Below are 20,239 nucleotides of genomic sequence, written 5' to 3' on the forward strand. Positions count from 1 at the left end.
GGCAAGCCCCCTCGCCACAAAAGCCCACTAGCCACAAAAGCCCACTCATCACAGGTCACGGGAAATATTCGATATTTATGCGCTCACAATTTTTTCACCATCGCCATCCACCGTCTAAGCTTGAGACAAGTCCGATCAATCTGCGTAAATGGATCAATCGACTATGGGCGCTTTGTGGCAAACCGATACGAGTAAAACTGTGGTCCCGACTGAACCTGTGGATGAAGCGCCATCACCTGAAAAACCCCGTAGCAGCCGTGTCAAACACGGCTGGAAGGCGTTTTGGTTGCTGCTGCTCATCATTCTGATCGTCGTGGGGCTCGCTGCTGCCAAAGAAATGCGCACTTCGAAGTTTCAGGCACGGGAAGCCAGCAAATTCGCCGCGTCGCTGAGCTACACCCTGGAACCGGGCCCCAGCGATGCCATTCGTTACCCTGGCGCCGGGCCTTTCGATTTGCGACTGGGCTACAGCTCACTGAATGAGTTCCTGCCCCGGTTACTCAAGCGCGACTACGTGATTTCAGCCCAGACGCGTTTCTCTCCAAAGCTGATGGACTACAGTGCCAAAGGCCTTTTCGTGCCCTATTCGGAGAAAATCCAGGCCGGCCTGTCGATCACCGATTGCCGCGCGTTACCGCTGTACCAGTTCAAGTATCCACAACAGCTTTATTCAAGCTTTGAATCGATTCCGCCGGTGGTGGTCAACAGCCTGTTGTTCATCGAGAACCGCTTTCTGCTCGACCCCAAACAACCCTTGGCCAACCCCGCCGTGGACTGGCCACGCTTTGGCATGGCCGCGTGGTCGCAGGTGGCCAAACTGATGCACCTGCCGGGCCAGTCGGCGGGCGGCAGTACCCTGGCGACACAGCTTGAAAAATATCGGCATTCGCCCGACGGCCTGACGGTCTCGGGCGCGGAAAAGATCCGGCAGATGATTTCCGCCACCGTGCGTGCCTATCAGGCCGGTCCGGAAACCCTTGAGGCGCGGCAAAATGTGGTTCGCGATTACCTCAACAGCGTGCCGCTCTCTGCCGTGCCCGGTCACGGTGAAGTGCATGGCATGGCCGAAGGGTTGCGCGTCTGGTACGGCGCCGACTTCAATAAGGCCAACGAGACGCTCGCCAGCACCGACACGGATCCAAAGACCCTGGCCGCGAAAGGTTTGGCCCTGCGTGAAGTGCTCTCGTTGATGATTGCCCAGCGTCGCCCTTCTCACTACCTGACCAAGGGCCGTGACGAACTGGTCGATCTCACCGACAGCCACATTCGGCTGCTGGCACAGAACAACGTGATTGATGCGCCCCTCGCGGCGGCGGCACTGGCCAGCAAGGTCACTTATCGCGACTGGCAGACCCAGCCGACCATTCAGCCGATCGAAACCAACAAAGGCATCAGCGTAGCGCGCAGCCGCCTGGGCGGGTTGCTCAATCGTCCGCTGTACGACCTTGATCGCCTCGACCTGTCTGCCACCAGCACCCTGCAAGGCGACCTGCAATCCAAGGCCACCGAGTACCTCAAGCATCTGGCCGATCCGGCGTTTGCCACGCAGATCGGCTTGATGGGCGAACGCCTGCTCACCCCCACCAGTACCACCCAGGTGCGCTACAGCTTCACCCTGTTTGAACTGACACCGGACGGCGCGCGCGTGCGGATTCAGACCGACAGCACCGACCAGCCGTTCGACATCAACGAAGGCAGCAAGCTGGAATTGGGCTCCACTGCAAAAATGCGCGTGCTCACCACCTACCTGCAAATCATCGCCGAGTTGCACGATAAATATGCCGGGATGACGGTCCCTGAACTGAAAAAAATCGACGTCCCTGACCAGGACCGCCTGAGCCGCTGGGCCGTTGATTACCTGATCGAGAACACAGACCGCAACCTGCCGGCCATGCTCGGCGCCGCGTTGGATCGCAAATACTCGGCCAGCCCCGGCGAAGCGTTTTTCACCGGGGGCGGGTTGCACGTGTTCCATAACTTTCGCAAGGAAGACAACGGCCGCATCCCCACCTTGCGCGATGCCCTGCGCGAATCCATCAACCTGCCGTTCATTCGGCTGATGCGCGACCTGGTGCGTTACGCCACGTATTCCGGCCCCAACAGCAGCGCCGAACTGCTCAAGGACGACCGCGACCCTCGGCGTCAGGAATACCTGGCCAATTTTGCCGACCGCGAAGGCACCTCGTTCCTGCTGAAGTTCTGGAAGAAGTACAAAAACAAGGACACCCAGGCGCGGCTCGACACCTTCCTCGACAGCCTGCGCCCGACCCCGATTCGCTTGGCGGCGATTCACCGTTATCTGCTGCCGCAAGCCAGTCAGGAAAGCTTTAACACCTTTGTGCGTTCGCACCTCAAAGGCCCCAAGCCCACCGGAAAAGCTACCGAAAAACTCACCGACGAACGCCTTCAACGGCTGTACGAAAACTACAGCCCCGGAGCCTACGATCTGCCGGATCAGGGCTTCATCGCCAAGGTCCACCCGCTGGACCTGTGGCTGATGGGTTACCTGTTGAACAACCCTGACGCCAAGTGGAGCCAGATCGTCAAGGCCAGCCATTTCGAACGCCAGGAAGTCTATAGCTGGCTGTTCAAAAGCCGTCACAAGGGCGCCCGTGACAGCCGCATTCGCACTATGCTCGAGATCGAAGCGTTCCTCGACATTCACCAGCGCTGGCAGCAAGTCGGCTACCCGTTTGATCACCTGGTGCCGTCGCTGGCCACCGCCATTGGCAGCTCAGGTGACCGCCCGGCGGCGCTGGGCGAGTTGATCGGCACCATTCTCAACGATGGCGTACGCATGCCGACGCTGCGCATCGATACGCTGCATTTCGCGGCGAACACACCGTACGAAACCAAATTGATCAATGATCCGGACGTAGGCAAGCGGGTGATGCCGTCCGAAGTTGCCACGGCCATGCGCGAAGCCCTGTCGCAAGTGGTGGATGCCGGTACGGCGAGACGTGTGTCCGGCAGTTTCACCCTGCCCGACGGTAAACCGCTGGCCATGGGCGGCAAGACCGGCACCGGCGACAACCGCATTGCAGCCATTGGTTCCGGCGGGCGGGTCATCAGCTCCAAATCCCTCAATCGCACGGCGACCTTCGTGTTCTTCATCGGCGATCACCATTTCGGCACCCTCACCGCCTTCGTGCCGGGTCGCTCGGCCGAATCGTTCACGTTCACTTCAGCGCTGCCGGTGCAAGTGCTCAAGGGCATGGCGCCGATTCTGACGCCGTACCTGCAACCCACCGGTAACACCGGTTGCTTGCCGATTGAAGTGGTGCGGCGTTAACAGAACCGGCCGTGTGCGCAGGTGGTACATAATTATTTTCGACATTGATAATTTCAATGTTTTTTCAAGGACCAACTCTGACTTAACAGCAGTTATTCAAACTTTAACTTTGAGCAATGAAAGGTAGGCTGGAAGCTCCTATTAACGCTCAAGGTTTATTAAAACAATGTCTGACTTACAAGGACGTATAATCGCAGATCAAGAGCCGGACACACTTGGCGACAGTGGCCATCACTACGCGTTTATCAAGAGCCGCATCCCTCTCGTATTCAAAAGCTCATCACTAAAAAGAGCCAGGGAACTAAGTTCCGCGCGAATAAGCCCCGCGACTTGGATAACAACCGCCTCACAGCACGATCACAGCCAGTTACAAGATGCCAATCTGAAACTGTGGACCGAACACAACAGCATCGACCGGCTGTTCGATAAGTTGCAGAATGTTTATGAATTTGCCGAACCCTTATTGAGTGCCGCACTCAAGCAACGCTATGGCGTCGAGGACGACGTCAAAACAACATTCCTGCATCTTTATTTACCCAAGCAACAGCCGTGGTACGCCATAGACATTTCAAAAGGTGTTGTCACCCGAACTGTATCTCTGCTGGACGCCGCGCTGCACAACTTTGCACGCTCTGAAACCTGCGAAGCCGATTCGGATTTCATCAGCCAGCCCGATGAACGTGGGCTGTTCGACATCAAACCGATCAAGCACAAGATGTCCATCGCTCAGTTCCAGACACTGTGTCGCGAACTGGATATCGGCGCCCGTTACACCCAGTACCTTGAAAGTGCGTTGTTGTCCGGCGATGCCGTTGTCAAAACGCTCTTGAAGAAAAAAGTCGTCAGAAGTCAGAAAGCAGCATTCAAAGCGGCGGCGCAACTGGCGGTGGTGACCGGCGATATCGGACCCTACACCCGTGACGTCGTGGTGGCGATGCTTGAGGGTGAACGCAATATCAAACTCAAAGGCAAGCACCTGCGCTTTCACGAACTGTCGATGCTGGACACGGCGCTGACCGGTATCGTCCTGATCGCCCCGGATCTGGATCGGACATGGCAGACCGAGCAGGTGATCGCCTATGTCCCGCAGGACCCCGAACATCCGCTGAAGTCGTACCCCTCGCTCCCCGACTTCTTAAACGAACTGACACGCCAGTTGCGGGAAAACAAACTGATCAGATCCAGCGGTATGACCTACCGCCAATACTTCAGTCAATTCGTCCCTCATCAGCAACGTGGGCTGTTTTTCGCCGAACTCCAGCAGAACCTGACCGAGGTGCGTTGGCACAAAAAAGAGCCACTGGATCAGCGTCCACCATGGCGCGAAGAGCCGGTGGCTCATCCTCGGCTGCATTTTCGTACCGAACTGATTAACGACAATCTGTGGACGCATCTCTATCAGCAGAAACTGAACAAGATTCTCAACGACGCCAGACACATCGCCGTGTCCACCGCCGATGCCGACAGCAATGCCCGCTGGGCCTGGTGGGACAACTTCAAGAAGATCGTTTCGGACATCTTCAACATCGCGCTGATTGTCATCACCCCGTTCGTGCCCTTCCTGGGTGAGTTGATGATGGTCTACACCGCCTACCAGATCACCAGTGACGTGGTCGAATCCATCGTCGACATGGCCGAAGGGTTATGGACCGAAGCCGCCGAACACATCGTCGAGGTGGTGACGAACATCATTCAACTGGCGGCTATTGCGGCAGGTGCAGAGCTTGGCAAATTCGCGCGCCTGAGGCTTTCGCCCTTGATCGAAGGGATGAAACCGGTGAGATTGCCCAACGGTCAGTCCCGGCTGTGGCATCCCGATCTCACACCCTACGAACAGCCCGGACTCACGTTGCCGGACGGTTCGCGACCGGATGAGCGAGGCCTGCATTCGCACAAGGGGCAAAGTGTGTTGCCACTGGAGGGCAAACACTACGCCGTGCAACACCAGATAACGCAGGGGCGCTACCGCATCAAGCATCCTCAGCGCGCCAATGCCTATTTACCCGAATTGAAGACCAATGGCCTGGGTGCCTGGACCCATGAAGGCGAAACCCCGCAGGACTGGGAAGGCCCGACATTGATGCGCCGCCTCGGCCATGACGTGGATGGTTTCAGCGATGCAGCGCTTGAGCGAGTGCGCATCGCCAGCGGCACCGACGATGATGCGCTGCGACGGATGTACATCGACAATGCACCACCACCGCCGCTGCTTGCCGACAGCCTGCAGCGTTTGAATATTGACCGGCAGATCGACACAACGATCGAGCAAATCCGTGCCGGGCAGCCCCTCGAACCGATCCCTTACTGGTTTGAGCCGCTGGTGACCTATCTGGACGGCTGGCCCGCAGAGAAGTCGCTGAAGGTTTACGAAAACTCCGACCTGACTGGGCGTTCTCGTCAGTATGGCAATGAACAGGCCAGCGACGAACAGACCCTCGCCACCAGTATCGCCCATGTCACGAGCGACCAATTTCCGCAAAGCGTCGTCGACTTTTTCAACGACGCAGAGCTTGAAGCGTTGCTCGGTCCGCAGGTCGCCAAGGGTGATCGCCTGCACGCCCTGCGCAATCAGCTGGCTGATGAAGCCGGCAAGTTCAGGACAGACATCTTCAATCAGCTTTACCAGGCCGGGCAAACCTCGGACAACCCGCGCATCCGCGTGCTTCGTCAAACGGTACCGGAGCTGCCGGCACGCACGGCCGAAACACTGCTGGCCGGGGCCCGTGGTGGTGAACTGGAGCGCCTGTCAAAAGAACAGCGCCCGCCGCTGCGCTTGAAAACCCTGGCCCGCGAAGCCGCCTTCGAAGCACGGCTCAGCCACGCCTATGAGGGCTTTTATGCTGATGCGCAGTGGGGGGCGGATACCGAAAGGCTGGTACTCAATACCCTGCGGCTGTACACCGACACCTTCGCCGAGCTGCGCATTGAAGTGCGCGAAGGCACCTTCGACGGACCACTGCGATGCAGCGTCGGCGCCGAAGATGCGACGACCGTGCGACTGCTGATCCGCGAGGAATCCGACCAATACGAAGTGCGGGACGGTGCCAACAACAAAGTGCATGAAGCCGACGACTTTGTTGAATCGGTACTCCACGCCTTGCCAGCGAACAAGCGTCAGGCACTGGGTTACCGACCCGGACAAGGCCTTTTCTTCAAGCAATGGATCATGGCCAAGACCGAAATGCCCAGCGTGCGTCGGGTGCTGCTCGCCGAGCCACCGAACGTGCCCGTCCTGCCCCGCGAAACGATCACCCTGCTGCGTGGCCCACTGTTTTCCAAACCCGCCGCGACGCTGGAAGACCGGGTACGCAATCTCTACCCCAACCTGAATGAACGCGAAGTGGAAACCTTTGCTCGATCCTTGAATGCCAGAGAAGAGCCGTTCAAGGTCATGAACGCGCTGGAGGAGGAGCTTGGAAAGCTGCGACAGACTCTGGAAAATTGGGAACCTGCGCCCTATGACGGCACGGGTGACAGTGAGGTTGACCCCGAATGGATGAGCTTCAGGTACAACGGCGGGAGCTTGATTGCCGAACGACTGTTGCAGTGTTTTGAACGAAGATCGATGGTCTTCGGTGAGCGCAGCGCCAGCCTCGAAGGTGGATACGCACTGGATCTGTCGGCGGAATTCAATGTCATCAACCTCGATCTGTGGTGGGACAAGTTGCCCGACATCCAACACCTTCTGGATCAGGTCACCACGCTGACGCTGGACCGTACAACCTTCAACCCCAGAGCCGGCAGTCTGCTGGAAGACTTCCCTGCGCTTGAGCAGCTCAGTGCCAGGGACTGCCGTCTGGCCCACTTGCCGGACGGCATCGACAAGATGCACTTTCTGCGCACCCTGCGCCTGACGGACAACCACATCACCCTGACACCCGACGCCGTCGAGATTCTGAGAAACCTGACCCGCATGGAAATACTCAGGCTCGATGAAAACCCGGCACTGGGCCTGCTGCCCAATGTCGAGCGTATGCCCAAACTGATGCTCCTCAGTTTGAGCAACACCGGGGTGACGCGCTGGCCTGAGGGTCTGTTCGAGAAACGCCGCCCCCGAGGGTTTTTCCTCGACCTGATGGAGAACCCGCTCACGGAACTGCCGGCCGTGGTTCCGGGCTCCGAAGAGGCGCGCATCGTGGCCCGCACGCGTTTGTTCGCCAAGCAGCTCTCCGATGCAAACCGCATGGCTTATGAGGAGTACCGAAAGTCAGTGGGCTTGAGCCCCGGGCATATCTACCGCCGTGCCGCCGAGCATGCGATCAATGCCTGGCCGATGTCGGATGATTCCCGTTGGTGGAGTAAGGTCGTCGCCGGATTGGGCACGTTCAAGGAAGAAGCCTGGCACGACTTGATGGGTGAGCCAGGCTCCAAAGACTTTTTCGCATTGATTGAGAAACTCAAGCAGTCGGCCGACTACCGCGCCGGTGGAGCACTGCGCGACCATCTCAGCGGACGCGTCTGGCGCATGATCGAGGCCATGGACCTGGACACTGAATTGCGCACCGAGCTGTTCGAGATGAGCTCCGCCCCCACCACCTGCGCCGATGCCGGTGCCCAGTTGTTCAATAACATGGGCATCAAAGTCCTCACCGCCGAAGCCTATGCCCTCTCGACATCGGCCGCGATTCTGGAAAGCAGGTTGGTGACCCTGGCAAAAGGTGCCGCGCGCCTGGCGCGGGTGGATGACATCGCCGGTGCCGATGTCCGCAGCCGAGCGGGCAATCCCGATGAAGTCGAGGTGTACCTGGCCTACGAAACCGGCCTGGCTCACCGCCTGGACCTGCCATGGCAATCCAATACGATGCTCTATGAACCCACGGCCGGCGTGAGCGCCAGAACCCTCGAGACGGCGTTTGACACTGTGATCTCCATGGAGGCCGGCGACGGGCTGGTCAATGAAATGATCGAACAGCCCTTCTGGGAAAAGTACCTGCGCGAGGCCTACCCCGAAGCCTACAGCCGTAATGCCCGAATCTACCGGGGCAAACCCGAGCTGCTGGATCAGTTGCGCGATGCGCAACACGCCTGGGTACATTCCGCCCGATGGCCTGAAGTGCGGCGCGCTCCGTTGCGGCGGCAGTTGCAGGACCTCGCCGATCAACTTCCCGTACCCCACAGCGTGGTGTTTACCGGCGCCGAGATGACCGATGCCGTGTATGAGCGGTTGCTCAACGAGATCGGCTATGACGAAAAGGCGTTAAGCCGACGCCTGACCCGTGAAGCGCTGAAAAAGGCCGGGCAGTAAAGAACAACCCTGAAAGCCCAGCGGGGTAATGCCAGTCAGTTAAGCCGTAACGCAATTTGTAATTGAATGGACTCGCCCAAGCCGAGGCGTCTTCGCGCCACGGTGGCATTCTATGAAAGCCAACGACAGCGAGGGCGAGGCCATGAGCAAGCATACGACGATAAACAAATCCTTGTCGCCAGCCGATCTTGCGGCGTGCACGACAGTAGCGGTGGATCTTGCGAAGAATGTGTTTCAGGTCGCGGGGGAAAATTCCCTTGGCCAGGTGGTCCACGAGCAACGGATCAAGTCTCGTGAAGCTTTTCACGTGTTCCTGCGCCAGTTGTCGGCGGATGTGACGGTACTGATGGAGACCGGGCCGGGCGCGCAAGCGTGGGCACGGCTGTTACAGGCGCAAGGCAATCCAGTGCGGATACTGCCTGCACAACGTGTGGCCGAACACCGTAGCGGAGCGAAGAATGACCGCAACGATGTGCTGGCGATATTACGTGCAGGCCGAGACCAAAAAATTGCAGCCGTACCGGTCAAGAGTGAGTCGGCGTTAGCGATGCAAGCGCTGCACCGCGTCCGGCAGGGATGCGTGCGACGGCACACGGCCTTGGGTAACCAGATGCGTGGCTTGCTGCTGGAACACGGCATTGCCTTGGCGCAGGGCGAGATGGCCCTCAGCCGAGATGTGCCACGGGTACTGGAAGACCCCAGCCAGCCGCTGCCGGATATGTTGCGCGAGCTGATCGACGAAATACTGGCTGAGTGGGGCCAACTGGGCGAACACATCAACGTGCTGACGGGGCGCCTGGAAGCCAGTGCTCGCGCGGACGAGACGGCGAAACGGTTGATGACGATACGGGGGTCGGCCCGATCTTCTCCACGGCGATGCTAGCCAAACAGACTGAGCCTGAACGCTTTGCCAACGCGCGCCAGTTCGCCGCCTATTTCGGCACGGTGCCCGAACAGCACAGTAGCGGGCAAAAGATTCGACTGGGCAATATGTGCAAGCGCGGTGATGCCTATCTGCGCAGCTTGGCGATTCAAGGTGCGCACTCTGTATTGAGGCAGGTGCGGCCAGATTCGGAACATCCAGATGACCAGCGTCTGCGACGCTGGTTGAGCCGTCACGGTCAAAAAGGCGCGGCGGTGCGGTTGGCCAACCGCAACCTGCGCATCATGTGGGTGCTGCTGCAAAACGAGCAGACCTATCATCGCCAACCGGCCACTGGTCAGAGGCCGTGATGAGGGGCTGATCAAGAGTCATTGACAGAGTTCTGCCACCGGGGCGCTGAGCCGCCTCAACCCTTGCTGAAGAACATTGACCCCAGGTCAGACCGTCGCGGATAGATGCCTGAGCTGCTACCGGCCCTTGAGGCCTAAATGTAATAGGCATACCGCGAGCTCACCCAATGTTGGCCAGAAGCCGATGAAGGCTTCCTCGAATAGGCCTTATACATAGATGCAACCGGGTAGCAGTGTTCAAAAGCGGGTTGAAAGTGGGGGCGAGTCCATACATAGCAGCTGGCGAAGCCTGCTGTTACCAAGAGCTTGTTTTTCCTGAGATGTTCTTAACAGACTGGCATTTGTCCTGAGGGCAATCTTCTGCACGCCACCCTGTTTTCAACCCACCTCCGAATCCCAGATGACCGTGATACTGCCCGAGTAACTTCGGGCAACGCCCGGTTCGAGCATCTCCTCGACCTGGTCCCGGGCCACTTCGACATGCAGTGTCCCGGGTTTCTGATCCACGTAAAAGCCAGGCTGGAACCAGTGCGTGCCACTGCCATCGAGCAGCAGCGGGCGGTGATTGACCGGCTGGTTCGCGGCATCGGTCAAACCGCTGGGCAAGGTGACGCTGATGTTGAGCGGCACCGAATGTCCCGTCACCGGCTCCCGCACCGCGCAGGTATTGCCACGGATGTACTGGCACTCGAGGTTCATCTTGAAACGACTCGAGGCCGAAATGTTGAACGTCTGATCACGGAACAACCGCGTCGGTTTGCGCCCTTGAGTCAACCAGGCCTGCCAGCCACCTTGCGGCACCAGCTCAATGCGTGTACCACCGGGAGGAATCTCCACTTTTAGCGTGTGTTGAACATCCAGTGAGAAATTGAGGATCAATTGCTCGTCATCCGGAATCATCACATCGCCCATGTCGAAATCCTTGCGCGGGCCGACCGAGTACGGGATGGAGCCTGTGTATTTACCCGCCTTCATATTCAGCGGATCCGGTGTACGCAGCTCGTAAGCAAAAACGAAGTACAGGAAGCGGAAGGACATCGGAATCTCATAAAGCGCCTTCTTGCTGCACACTCCAGCCCCCTCCGGGACTCTCCAAAAACTGTTGTAACCCCGGCTTCCCGCCGAATACCAACCTACGCCCTGACAAGGCGCAGGCGCATACGTCCACCCCCGACCTTCCCACAGGTGGTCCCAGCCTCCGCCGTCGGTTATTTCGGTGACGGGGAGCGGCGTCTGCGCTTCATGGCCAATTCCGCCAATCCGGATGGAAAGCACTTTGGTATCACCCGACTCATGCGTCATCGGCACATCTCGCCACTCCGAGGGCACCCGGGCCATGCCGCCCTGACGCGGGTCCGTGTGATTAGCCAGAATCGGCGCATTGGCCGTGAACGAAATGGGCGCACCCAGGCTGAACAGCCCATAGGGCTCGCAGGCCTGCGGCACCTGTCGGCAGAAACCTTCGGACGGCGTCTGATTGATGAATTTATTGCTCTGCGGGTTGGATGAATCGGGCTTGAAGGTGGCCTCGATGTCCACCGTCAAGGCTTGCGCCGACAGTGCAAACACGGCGCACAGCAGGCCGCTCAATTTTCCAAATGATTGTGTACGCAAATGGCTCATTGTCTTTCCTTCAAAGATCCTGTTGAGGCTCGTTCCGTTTTAGCCTTGGCAGCGTTTGACGAAGTGCTAGACATCCGAATCCCAGATCACTGTCACGTTGCCCGAGTATTGGCGAGACGATCCTGGACGAATCATCTCTGCCACCTCTGAGGCAGGCACCTCGAAGTGCAGCGTTCCCGGTTTGCGGTCCACATAAATGCCCGGTTGAAACAGCTCCGTGCCACTGCCATCCAGCCGTAGTGGCCGACGACTGACCGCTTGCCCAGTGGCATCGCTCAAGCCATGGGGAAGGCTGACGCTGACATTCAAGGGAACGGCGTGACCGCTCACGGGTTCTCGCATTGAACAGTTCTGTCCATCCTGCGTGTATTGGCAGTCGAGCTGCATTTTGAAGCGTGAACTGGCGGAAATATTGAACGTCTGCTCGCGGAACAGGCGTGTCGGCTTGCGCCCTTGGGTCAACCACGACTGCCATCCGCCTTGCGGCACCAGCTCCACGCGGTTACCCCCCGGTGGCACATCCACTTTAAGGGTATGCAGAACATCCAGGGCGAAGTTCAACTTCAGGGTTGAACTGGTGGGCTGCATGATGTCGCCCATGTCGAAGTCCCTATTGGGACCGAGGTAATAGACCAAGTCTCCACGGTACTTGCCCGAGGACATACCCAAGGGGTTGGGGGTCACCAGTTCGTAGGCAAAGTCGAGGTAGTTATAACGCAGCCATGGAACATTGAACTGCGCCTGTTTTGCACAAACGCCTTCCGTTGGCGTTTTCCAGAAAAAACCGTACCGATTGGGACCGAAAAAACCCACACCACTGACAGCACAGGGTGCAGGTGCGTTAACCCAGCTACTGCCCCATAACTGATTATGGGCAACTCGATAATCGTCGCCGCCACCCACCAGACTGACCACGTCCTCCGTTACATACTGTGACCCCACGCCGGAAATACGGATTTTCACCGTCGCCGGCTCACCGGTAGCTTCGTGTACGACCGTCAAGTCTCGCCACTGAGTCGGGACCTTGATCATTGCCCCCTGGCGAACATCCCCGTGACGAGCTTGAATCGGCGCGATTGAGTTGAACTCGATCGGGACTTGCAGGCTGAACATCTCATAGATTCGGCACTGATCGGGGTAACTGACGCAATAACCACTGGACGGCGTGTCGTTGGTGAATTTATTGCTTTGCGGATTAGCCGAATCCGGTTTGAACGAGGCCTGAATCGACACCTCTTCTGCCCAGACCGTTGGCAGCCACATCGAGCACAACACCAACGCCCCCGCACAACGTCGTAATGTCTGAAAACGCTTCATCCCTTTAGCCTCATAAGATCGGTATCAAGCACCTGGCATGACCGCGTTGAAGATCATGTTGACGTTGCCAAAGTAATTGCCAGGCTTGTAAACCCCATCGGCCGGCGGCATCGGGACGATTTCCAGCAAGACGCGTTTGCCGGGGGCAGCGTCGGCCAGGGACACCACTTCGCTGCTCTCGAGTTCGCTCAACAACGTGCCGTTGAACAGCACACGCAAGCCAATGTCATCGGCCGGAGTGCCGTTGGACAGATACGGTCGGCCTTCAAGCCTTGCCTCGATCGAGCCGGCTTCGTTCTTGACGTCGAAATACTTGCGCAAGCCGCCCAGCGTCGACGTGGTCAGGTTCCAGGGCAGTTGCTGCTCGCGATGGATCCAGGTCGGGTCCGAGGGAATCACGTAGAACGCCTGGGTCGGGATCGTCACGAACACTTCGAACTGATACACTTCCCTGGCGGCAAACGCCGGATGACTCGCATACGCAACAGCAGCCGCCAACAACCCGAAGATCAGTTTCCTGGTCATGGCTTCAACCCTTCACGTCGAGTTTTTTGCTGCTTACACCTTCCACCAGCGTGAACTGGTAGTGGCGGCCGGCCTGTTTTTCGAAGGTAAACGTACGGCCGGCGAGAATGTGATGTTTGGTGGTCGGCTGGCAGTCCTGCTCGTTTTTAACCGAGCAATCCTTGAACTCATCGATCACCACGACCGTGTTGCCGTTGTTGCGAATCCGATAAGTGCCCGCGACGTTTTCGATCGCGCTGTCAAAGCGTGCCTGCTTGGGCCGTACGAAAAAAACCGCGCCGTAACCCGCCAGTACATTGACCCCGGCGGAGAGGGTTTTCTTATAGTCCTCACGCTCTTCGCTGGAGACGGCAAACTCGTCTTCCTTTTCGGGCACCACCGGTACGAAACGCACGCGGAAATAGCGTTCTTTGTCGCGCTCCCCCATGAACAACAATCGCGTGCCCTGCATGCCATTGGCCGGGACGATCAGTCGAGCCGGGCTGGCCATCAAGCCATCACGGGCGCTGCCATCGGTCTGGGTCTTGAGCGGCACTTCCTGTGATTTGCCGTCGGCGTCATAGAGGATTTCGAGAATATTGACCTTCACAAATGCCGTGCTGTCGCCGCCATTGAACACCCGTTTCAAAAAGGTACTTTTGTCGCCGTCCAGATAGTCGTACACGGTGCCGATATTGATGCTCGGTGTTGCCTGCGTTGCCTGGGTAAACAAACAAAAACCAAATAATGCCAACAGACGTTTCATCGTCCCTTACCTCGTTGATTAATCACGTTCTGCCGGGCCATCAACCCGCCGTTGGAGCCATAAAAGTTGCATCCGCCAAGGTGTCCGGCGTGCAGCGCAAATCACCGATCATCAACACGTTGTTTTCCGTGCGCCCACTGCTCGTATCGAGGCGGAATTGACACAGCAATTGATCACCGTGGCGCACTTCCAGGGTCGGTGAGCCGGCGTTCATTTCCATCGAGAAGAAACCGTCCACTTCACTCACACCGCGACTGGCATGGTTGATGACGTGGTGGCCCTTGAGCGGGTTGCCCTGGGGGTCGATCAGCCGACCGAGTACGGTGAGGGTGCGCATGACCTTGATCTGGCGATAGCCCACGCCACCCTTGTTCAGGTGATAGCTGGAACGGGCCGGCTGAATGGTCGCGGCCGGTACATGATTGCCTTCGAAGTCGAAGCTGACCGAACTGCTTTTGTAGGCGGTGATCGGCACAAAATTACGCCCGGGTTTGAGTACCGTGCTGCTACCGCTCAAATCGTCGGCGCGCAGGGCAATGTCCGCGATGTCCGATTCGACATCGATGATCATGCCCGCACCGTTGCGGTGGTACTGGCTGGTAACGACCATTTTCTGGCCGCCGACGGCCACGGTGCTGTCCAGGTTCAGGCCACCGGTGAAGTCGTTGCTGAAAGACGAGCGCTGGACAAACCCGTCGCCGTTGACCAGGTCCGTTTGCATCGTCCCCATCGCGTTCAACCCCACGCCGTAGGTGTCGGTGAGGACCGTGGCCGAGACACTTTGCAGCAGGTGATCCTGCAGGTCTTTGCGGTAGGAGATCGAGGCGTTGTTATCCCGACCGCCCTCGCGCGCAGTGCGTGAGCCGATGCTGCCGGAGATTTGTTCACCGGGGCCACCCAAGGCAATGTTGACGCTCAGGTCGACACCACGGTTGCGTTCGTCATCCGAACTGATACTGCCCGGCCGATCGAACAGGGACAGTCGCCAGTTGGCATCGCTGCCGAACAGCCGGGTGCGCTGGGTCCATCCCAGATCCACACCTGTGCCATTGGTGTTGCCCTCGCTGTGGGATACCCGCGCATTGACCGAGCTTTTGCTGGTCAGTCGATGGTTGATCGACAACGAAGAGTTGCTGGTTTGCCCGATAAACACATTGGGCTGCCGCACCCGCGTGCCATCGGGCAGGGTGTCATACAGCTTTGTGGTGTCGAGCCAGCTGCGGTTATAGCTGGCGACGAGGCTGCCGCTGCCATAGGAGTAGAGCCCCTGCACATCGAGACCGGTGCCGTAATTTTCGGTCTCGTAGACGCTGGCATACAGGCTGGCGTTATTGACGATCGACCAGTCGACCGACGTGCCGTATTGCAGGTTGTCGCGCACCTGACGAGCGCTCAGGCCGAGGATCACCCGAGGGTGCAGCAGGTAGTTGAACGCGGCGCCAGAGGTCATGTCGCCATCGTCCTGTTGGTCCCAGTTGCTGAGCACTTTCGATTCACGGCCGGCGAAGAGGTTGTAGCGCCAGCGTTCGTCATGGTTACGCCAATTGTTCGGCTTGTAGATCAGTTCCTGGGTGCTGGAGGTGATCTGGCCATCTTCGATCAGACGCACTTCCACTTCATAGATGCCGCCCGGCAGCGGACGCGTGTCCAGGGTCTGTAAACCGGCGGGAACGGCCTGGGTATTGATCATCAAACCGTCGCGGTAGATCTCCACCGACCCTTGCCGATTGGCGGTGACATAAATCGGATAAACCGCCGCCTTCGGGTTGTTGAGCGCCAGACTGTCGGAGCTGCCATACATCACGCCCAGCGCCGTGTCGGGGCTGGTGCCAAAGGTATTTGGCTGGCGGGTCAGGCCTTCGGACGAGGGAGTGAAAAGACCCAGGCGCAGAAAGCTGCCTTCCAGTTCGCGTTGGGTAAACAGCTCATTCACGGCGTGATAGAGCGTGTTATCCAGGCCTCCCAGCCGGGACCACTGAACATTGACCGCTTGGGTCCAATTACCCAGGCTGCTGCTGGCTTCCAGACCGTAACGGCCACCGAGGTCCTGGTTCTGGCCGCCATTGAGGTTCAACTGGTTGCGCACGATCAAACCGGTGCTGCCACCTTCGGGCAACGTGTAATAACGCTGCGCTTGATCGTCACGCTCGGCGTTTTCCGTGACAATCGACACCAGCGAGTTTTCAAGACTGTAATGCACCGCCAGCAGTTGCTCAGGGCACTTGGCCTCGCAACTGCCCAGCGCCACACCTTGTTTCAGCCAGATCGACCAGGTGTCACGTTCGCTGGGCTTGATCGTACTGTCACTGACGTCGGTGAAGTCAACCAGGGTGATGCGGTCGTCGCGAGATAACACCACCATCGCCTCACCGAGAAATTGTTGGTCAAGTTCCACACGCACGGCCAATGGCACGTCAAAGAAATGCTCTTCGAACTCGGTCGGCAACCCCTTGGCCTGCGCCAGCAGACTTCGAGGTGTAGTGCCGTTATCCGCTGGCGCGGCGATTGCAGTTGCGCAGAAAAAAAGGGCAAGCGCCGTCGCGATGGGAGTCATCGGGAACATGAACGGGATACTCTGAAGATAAGTGCGTTAAAACCCGATCGACAGGCAGTGACTACCCATCGACCGGTCGGCGTTGACGAATAAGGACAAGCCTTAATTCATAACCGTATTACTGGACACGCGGGATGGCATCGAAGACCACGACCGGATTGGCCGTGTAAACACCCGTCTGGGCGGCGGTCGGTTTGGCAGCGGCAATCACCAGATCAGTCCGCATGCCCCCGTTGGACTCGGTATCGCCGACCACTTCTTGAGAGACACCGGTCAAGGTGACGCCGTTGAAGGAGTAAGTCAGCGCGATGTTGTTATTACCGTTGAACAGGGGTTGCGGACCACCTTCTACATAAGCATTGACCGAACCGTTGGTGTGGCGAATATCGTAAGTCGCACGCAGCGGGTCCAAGGTGCCGGCCACCAGGTTGTAGGCCATTTTTTCATCTTTACCGAAGTCAGGATTCACCGGTTGGGCGTGAAATACCTGGGTTGGGATAGTGGCAGTGATACTGATGTTCGTGTACGCGTCATACTCAGCGAACGCTAGCGAAGAACTGAGGGCCAGGAGAGTCATCGGAACGGCGATTGCAAACTTCTTGAACATTGTTGAGTACCTGTCTTTTCAAAGGATTGGGCGAATAAAAGTTAGAGCAAGCGAATGCCATACCGTGAGGCGATGGTGAATTCGCTTAACTTTCGACGCCAGAGAATGATCGGCCAATCGCTCGAAAAAGTAAGTACGCAAGTTCCGAAGAACATGTAGTAATAATGGCTTTCGAACAGCAGGAAAAAAGTCATAAAAACAACAAATAGATTGTTTTACCCTCAGACAAATACTACACACAGTTTTAACTTAAAAAGCACACAGACAATAATCAATCTAACTTCCGTCAGAACAATACCACTGACGGCACAACAATAAGCCAACGATAAACAGCAGCGCATTAGAGTTAGTTCAATTACTCTAAAAGAGCTAACTTCGCAGCAGCCCCGTCTGTCGTGTGCCATGGCACCGAGCGCTCCTGTGCCGTCGACCGTTTGTCCTGGCGTCTTGCTTTCTCGTAAAGATATATCTTAAGTTGTATCTAAACACGACGAGAGAAGACACAAAATGAGAGACCATCATTCCCATCGAGAGCACAGCGACAACCGCGACGGCGTCGAAAAACGCCCAAGCCCCGGCCGTGAACGCGGCGGACGCGGACCACGAGTGTTCGCCCCCGGCGACCTGAAACTGCTGCTGTTGGCGCTGATCGCCGAACAGCCCTGCCACGGCTATGACCTGATTCGCCAGATCGAAAGCATGTTCGACGGCGCCTACAGCCCCAGCCCCGGCGTGATTTACCCGACCCTGACCTTTCTTGAAGAAAGCGAAATGATTTCGGGCGACGCCGAGGGCGGCAAAAAACGCTACAGCATCACCGACACTGGACGTCTGTCGTTGACCGAGCAAGCGATTGCGCTGGACGGCGTGCGGATGCGCATCGAAGTCAGCAAGCGCTCGCTGCGCGGCCAAGATCGACCGGCCGAGATCCACGAAGCCGTGCATAACTTGCGTCATGCCTTGCAGATGCACCACGGCCGCTGGAGCCCGGAAGAAATCCTGCGGGTGCGCGACCTGCTCAACAACACCGCAAAAGCCGTTGTCGACGGCCCTGCCGTTCAACCTGTTCGGGAGAAAACCGAATGACTGAAGTGATCGTGCAATCCATCCACCGTGTCATGCATGAGATCAAACGCCGTCGCCTGGAAGTGTTGCGCGTGGTCGACCTGACGCCGCGTATGCGCCGGATCACCTTGGGCGGGCCGGAATTAGCCGGCTTCGTCAGCCTCGGCACCGACGACCACGTCAAACTGCTGTTCCCGCAAAATGCAGCGGAACAAGCGGCGCTGGAAACCCTGGTATTGGGCGCAGGCAAAGACAATGGGCCGATGCCGGCGATGCGCGATTACACACCGCGTCGCTACGACCTCGATACCCTGGAACTGGACATCGATTTCGTGCTGCATGGCGACGGACCGGCCTCGACCTGGGCCGAGCAAGCCAGGCCCGGCCAGTTCCTGCACATCGGCGGGCCACGCGGCTCGATGATCGTGCCGGACATGTTCGACAGCTACCTGCTGATCGGCGACGAAACTGCCCTGCCCGCCATCGCCCGTCGACTTGAAGGCCTGGCGGTCAATCGCCGTGCGCTGGTGATTGTGGAAGTGGAGAACGGCGCCGAACAGCAGCGCCTGGAAAGCGCCGCACAGGTCGATGTGATCTGGGTACTGCGCGAAGGGGGCAAAGACAATCTGCTGACCACCGTCAAGCAACTGCAAATGCCGAGCGGCAGTCTGTACGCGTGGGTGGCGACCGAGAGCAAGGTGTCGCGGCAGATCCGTCGGCTATTGCTCGATGAGCACGGCCTGAATGAGCAGTTCGTCAAAGCCGTCGGCTACTGGCGGCTGGATGACAGCGACGAAGAGTGACCGGTTTTAGTCCCCCTTCGCGAGCAGGCTCGCTCCCACATTAGACCGAGATCAACTGTGGGAGCGAGCCTGCTCGCGAAGGCGATAGCTGAGCCACTACAAACCTGAAGTCTTTGTGCGACGTCCAAGCCACCGATCCAATCCGATTATCAGAAGCGCTATCACCACAAACCCCGCCAACAATCCCCCCGCATTCACAAACACCTGTGCATAACCCAACTTGTCGACATCAATGAACGGGTAGGGATAAACCGCCAGCACATGCCCGCGCCACAACACAAACGCGAAGTACACCAGCGGATAAATGACCCACAGACCAATGTGCTGCAGCCGTAACGTGCCTTTGGGCACACACACCCACCAATACGCCAGAAACAGCAGCGGCGTGATGTCGTGCATCAGTTCATCAGCCAGAAATTGCCAGCCTTCGGGATGCCATAAATGTCGCAACAACACGCTGTACGCCAGCCCCACCACGGTGATGCTCACGGCAACCGCGCTGCTGACCCATGGCTGTAAAAACCAGCGTCGCGCCGCTGACTCGCGGGATGTCCACTCACAGGTCAATACCGTCGACACCAGCGTGTTACTTAGCACCGTGAAGTAGCTGAAAAAGCTCACCACCCCACCTATCAGACTGGCTTCCAGGCTCCAGCGCGAATAGAGAATCAGGTACAGCTGAATAGCCAGTCCCGTCCAGCCCAGCAGCGCCGCAGCGGCAACAAAATAGCGCCTGGCAGCCGAGCCCGGCATGCTCAGACCGGTCGCTTGGTGCGCATCAACTTGACGTACAAGCGCTCAACCTTCTCCCGGGCCCACGGGGTTTTGCGCAGGAACGTCAGGCTCGACTTGATGCTCGGGTCGCTCTTGAAGCAGCGGATATCGATGCGCTCGGCCAGCCCCGACCATTCGTAATGTTCAACCAGGACGTTGAGGATCTGTTCCAGCGTCACGCCATGCAGCGGGTTGTTGTTCTGTTCGGTCATGCAGGGCCTTCGAGCGATGTAAGGAGTGGGAAGCCGCGCACCTTAGCCGAGGGTGTGATCGGGTGGAAGCGCTCTGTGCGCTATCTCTTACTGTAGGTGACCTTGCTAAGACTGCCGCCCGGCACTGTTACCGAATCTGAAATGATCCATGTCAGTAAAAGCCCTTTCTCTATTTGTAACAGAACATTATCCTTGCGCCCACCAAGCTGAAACGCTTCCGCACACTGCTTCACGCCTGTTGCAA

12 protein-coding genes and 1 pseudogene are annotated in these 20,239 nt (G+C 58.0%); 5 read left to right on the top strand and 8 right to left on the bottom strand.

The features are described 5' to 3' along the window. Nucleotides 1-163: 163 nt before the first annotated feature. From ACWGZX_RS08460 to ACWGZX_RS08470, 3 genes and pseudogenes are all read left to right on the top strand, one after another. Nucleotides 164-3,292, top strand: a complete 3,129-nt coding sequence (locus ACWGZX_RS08460) for a transglycosylase domain-containing protein (RefSeq protein ID WP_452628007.1) — start codon at nt 164-166, stop codon at nt 3,290-3,292. A 463-nt stretch (nt 3,293-3,755) separates the two neighbouring features. Further along, nucleotides 3,756-8,537, top strand: a complete 4,782-nt coding sequence (locus ACWGZX_RS08465) for an NEL-type E3 ubiquitin ligase domain-containing protein (RefSeq protein WP_452628008.1) — start codon at nt 3,756-3,758, stop codon at nt 8,535-8,537. 142 nt (nt 8,538-8,679) lie between these two features. Continuing rightward, nucleotides 8,680-9,770, top strand: a pseudogene (locus ACWGZX_RS08470) (IS110 family transposase). 378 nt (nt 9,771-10,148) lie between these two features. Here ACWGZX_RS08470 and ACWGZX_RS08475 read toward each other — a convergent pair. From ACWGZX_RS08475 to ACWGZX_RS08500, 6 genes are all read right to left on the bottom strand, one after another. Beyond that, nucleotides 10,149-11,393 (bottom strand): hypothetical protein, encoded by a 1,245-nt coding sequence (locus ACWGZX_RS08475; protein ID WP_452628009.1) that lies wholly within the window; start codon nt 11,391-11,393, stop codon nt 10,149-10,151. A gap of 66 nt (nt 11,394-11,459) precedes the next feature. Then, nucleotides 11,460-12,710, bottom strand: coding sequence for a hypothetical protein (locus tag ACWGZX_RS08480; RefSeq protein ID WP_452628010.1), 1,251 nt, complete (start codon nt 12,708-12,710; stop codon nt 11,460-11,462). Between the two features lie 24 nt (nt 12,711-12,734). Next, entirely contained in the window at nt 12,735-13,235 is a 501-nt protein-coding gene (locus ACWGZX_RS08485; protein ID WP_452628011.1) for a CS1 type fimbrial major subunit, read from the bottom strand. A 4-nt stretch (nt 13,236-13,239) separates the two neighbouring features. Next, nucleotides 13,240-13,980, bottom strand: a complete 741-nt coding sequence (locus tag ACWGZX_RS08490; protein ID WP_452628012.1) for a molecular chaperone — start codon at nt 13,978-13,980, stop codon at nt 13,240-13,242. Nucleotides 13,981-14,020: 40 nt separating this feature from the next. Beyond that, nucleotides 14,021-16,543, bottom strand: a complete 2,523-nt coding sequence (locus ACWGZX_RS08495) for a TcfC E-set like domain-containing protein (protein WP_452628013.1) — start codon at nt 16,541-16,543, stop codon at nt 14,021-14,023. 109 nt (nt 16,544-16,652) lie between these two features. Next, nucleotides 16,653-17,141, bottom strand: a complete 489-nt coding sequence (locus ACWGZX_RS08500) for a CS1 type fimbrial major subunit (RefSeq protein WP_452628014.1) — start codon at nt 17,139-17,141, stop codon at nt 16,653-16,655. 507 nt (nt 17,142-17,648) lie between these two features. Between ACWGZX_RS08500 and ACWGZX_RS08505 the strand changes: the two genes are divergently transcribed. Continuing rightward, nucleotides 17,649-18,227 (top strand): PadR family transcriptional regulator, encoded by a 579-nt coding sequence (locus tag ACWGZX_RS08505; protein ID WP_452628015.1) that lies wholly within the window; start codon nt 17,649-17,651, stop codon nt 18,225-18,227. Further along, nucleotides 18,224-19,009 (top strand): siderophore-interacting protein, encoded by a 786-nt coding sequence (locus tag ACWGZX_RS08510; protein WP_452628016.1) that lies wholly within the window; start codon nt 18,224-18,226, stop codon nt 19,007-19,009. The genes ACWGZX_RS08505 and ACWGZX_RS08510 overlap by 4 nt, the downstream gene beginning before the upstream one ends. 96 nt (nt 19,010-19,105) lie before the next feature. On the opposite strand, the gene ACWGZX_RS08515 is transcribed toward ACWGZX_RS08510, so the two are convergent. Then, nucleotides 19,106-19,762 carry a Pr6Pr family membrane protein gene (locus ACWGZX_RS08515; RefSeq protein WP_452628017.1) on the bottom strand — a complete coding sequence of 219 codons (657 nt, stop codon included), beginning with the start codon at nt 19,760-19,762 and terminating at the stop codon, nt 19,106-19,108. Nucleotides 19,763-19,764: 2 nt separating this feature from the next. Further along, nucleotides 19,765-19,995, bottom strand: coding sequence for a VF530 family protein (locus ACWGZX_RS08520; RefSeq protein WP_046026590.1), 231 nt, complete (start codon nt 19,993-19,995; stop codon nt 19,765-19,767). Nucleotides 19,996-20,239 lie beyond the last annotated feature (244 nt).

It is taken from the genome of Pseudomonas sp. CLCA07 (assembly GCF_053615335.1).

Bases quoted from the DNA above. Each gene is read 5' to 3' on its own strand.
- ACWGZX_RS08460 (WP_452628007.1), top strand. From the start codon at position 164: ATGGGCGCTTTGTGGCAAACCGATACGAGTAAAACTGTGGTCCCGACT.
- ACWGZX_RS08475 (WP_452628009.1), bottom strand. From the start codon at position 11,393: ATGAGCCATTTGCGTACACAATCATTTGGAAAATTGAGCGGCCTGCTG.
- ACWGZX_RS08480 (WP_452628010.1), bottom strand. From the start codon at position 12,710: ATGAAGCGTTTTCAGACATTACGACGTTGTGCGGGGGCGTTGGTGTTG.
- ACWGZX_RS08485 (WP_452628011.1), bottom strand. From the start codon at position 13,235: ATGACCAGGAAACTGATCTTCGGGTTGTTGGCGGCTGCTGTTGCGTAT.
- ACWGZX_RS08490 (WP_452628012.1), bottom strand. From the start codon at position 13,980: ATGAAACGTCTGTTGGCATTATTTGGTTTTTGTTTGTTTACCCAGGCA.
- ACWGZX_RS08495 (WP_452628013.1), bottom strand. From the start codon at position 16,543: ATGTTCCCGATGACTCCCATCGCGACGGCGCTTGCCCTTTTTTTCTGC.
- ACWGZX_RS08500 (WP_452628014.1), bottom strand. From the start codon at position 17,141: ATGTTCAAGAAGTTTGCAATCGCCGTTCCGATGACTCTCCTGGCCCTC.
- ACWGZX_RS08505 (WP_452628015.1), top strand. From the start codon at position 17,649: ATGAGAGACCATCATTCCCATCGAGAGCACAGCGACAACCGCGACGGC.
- ACWGZX_RS08510 (WP_452628016.1), top strand. From the start codon at position 18,224: ATGACTGAAGTGATCGTGCAATCCATCCACCGTGTCATGCATGAGATC.
- ACWGZX_RS08515 (WP_452628017.1), bottom strand. From the start codon at position 19,762: ATGCCGGGCTCGGCTGCCAGGCGCTATTTTGTTGCCGCTGCGGCGCTG.
- ACWGZX_RS08520 (WP_046026590.1), bottom strand. From the start codon at position 19,995: ATGACCGAACAGAACAACAACCCGCTGCATGGCGTGACGCTGGAACAG.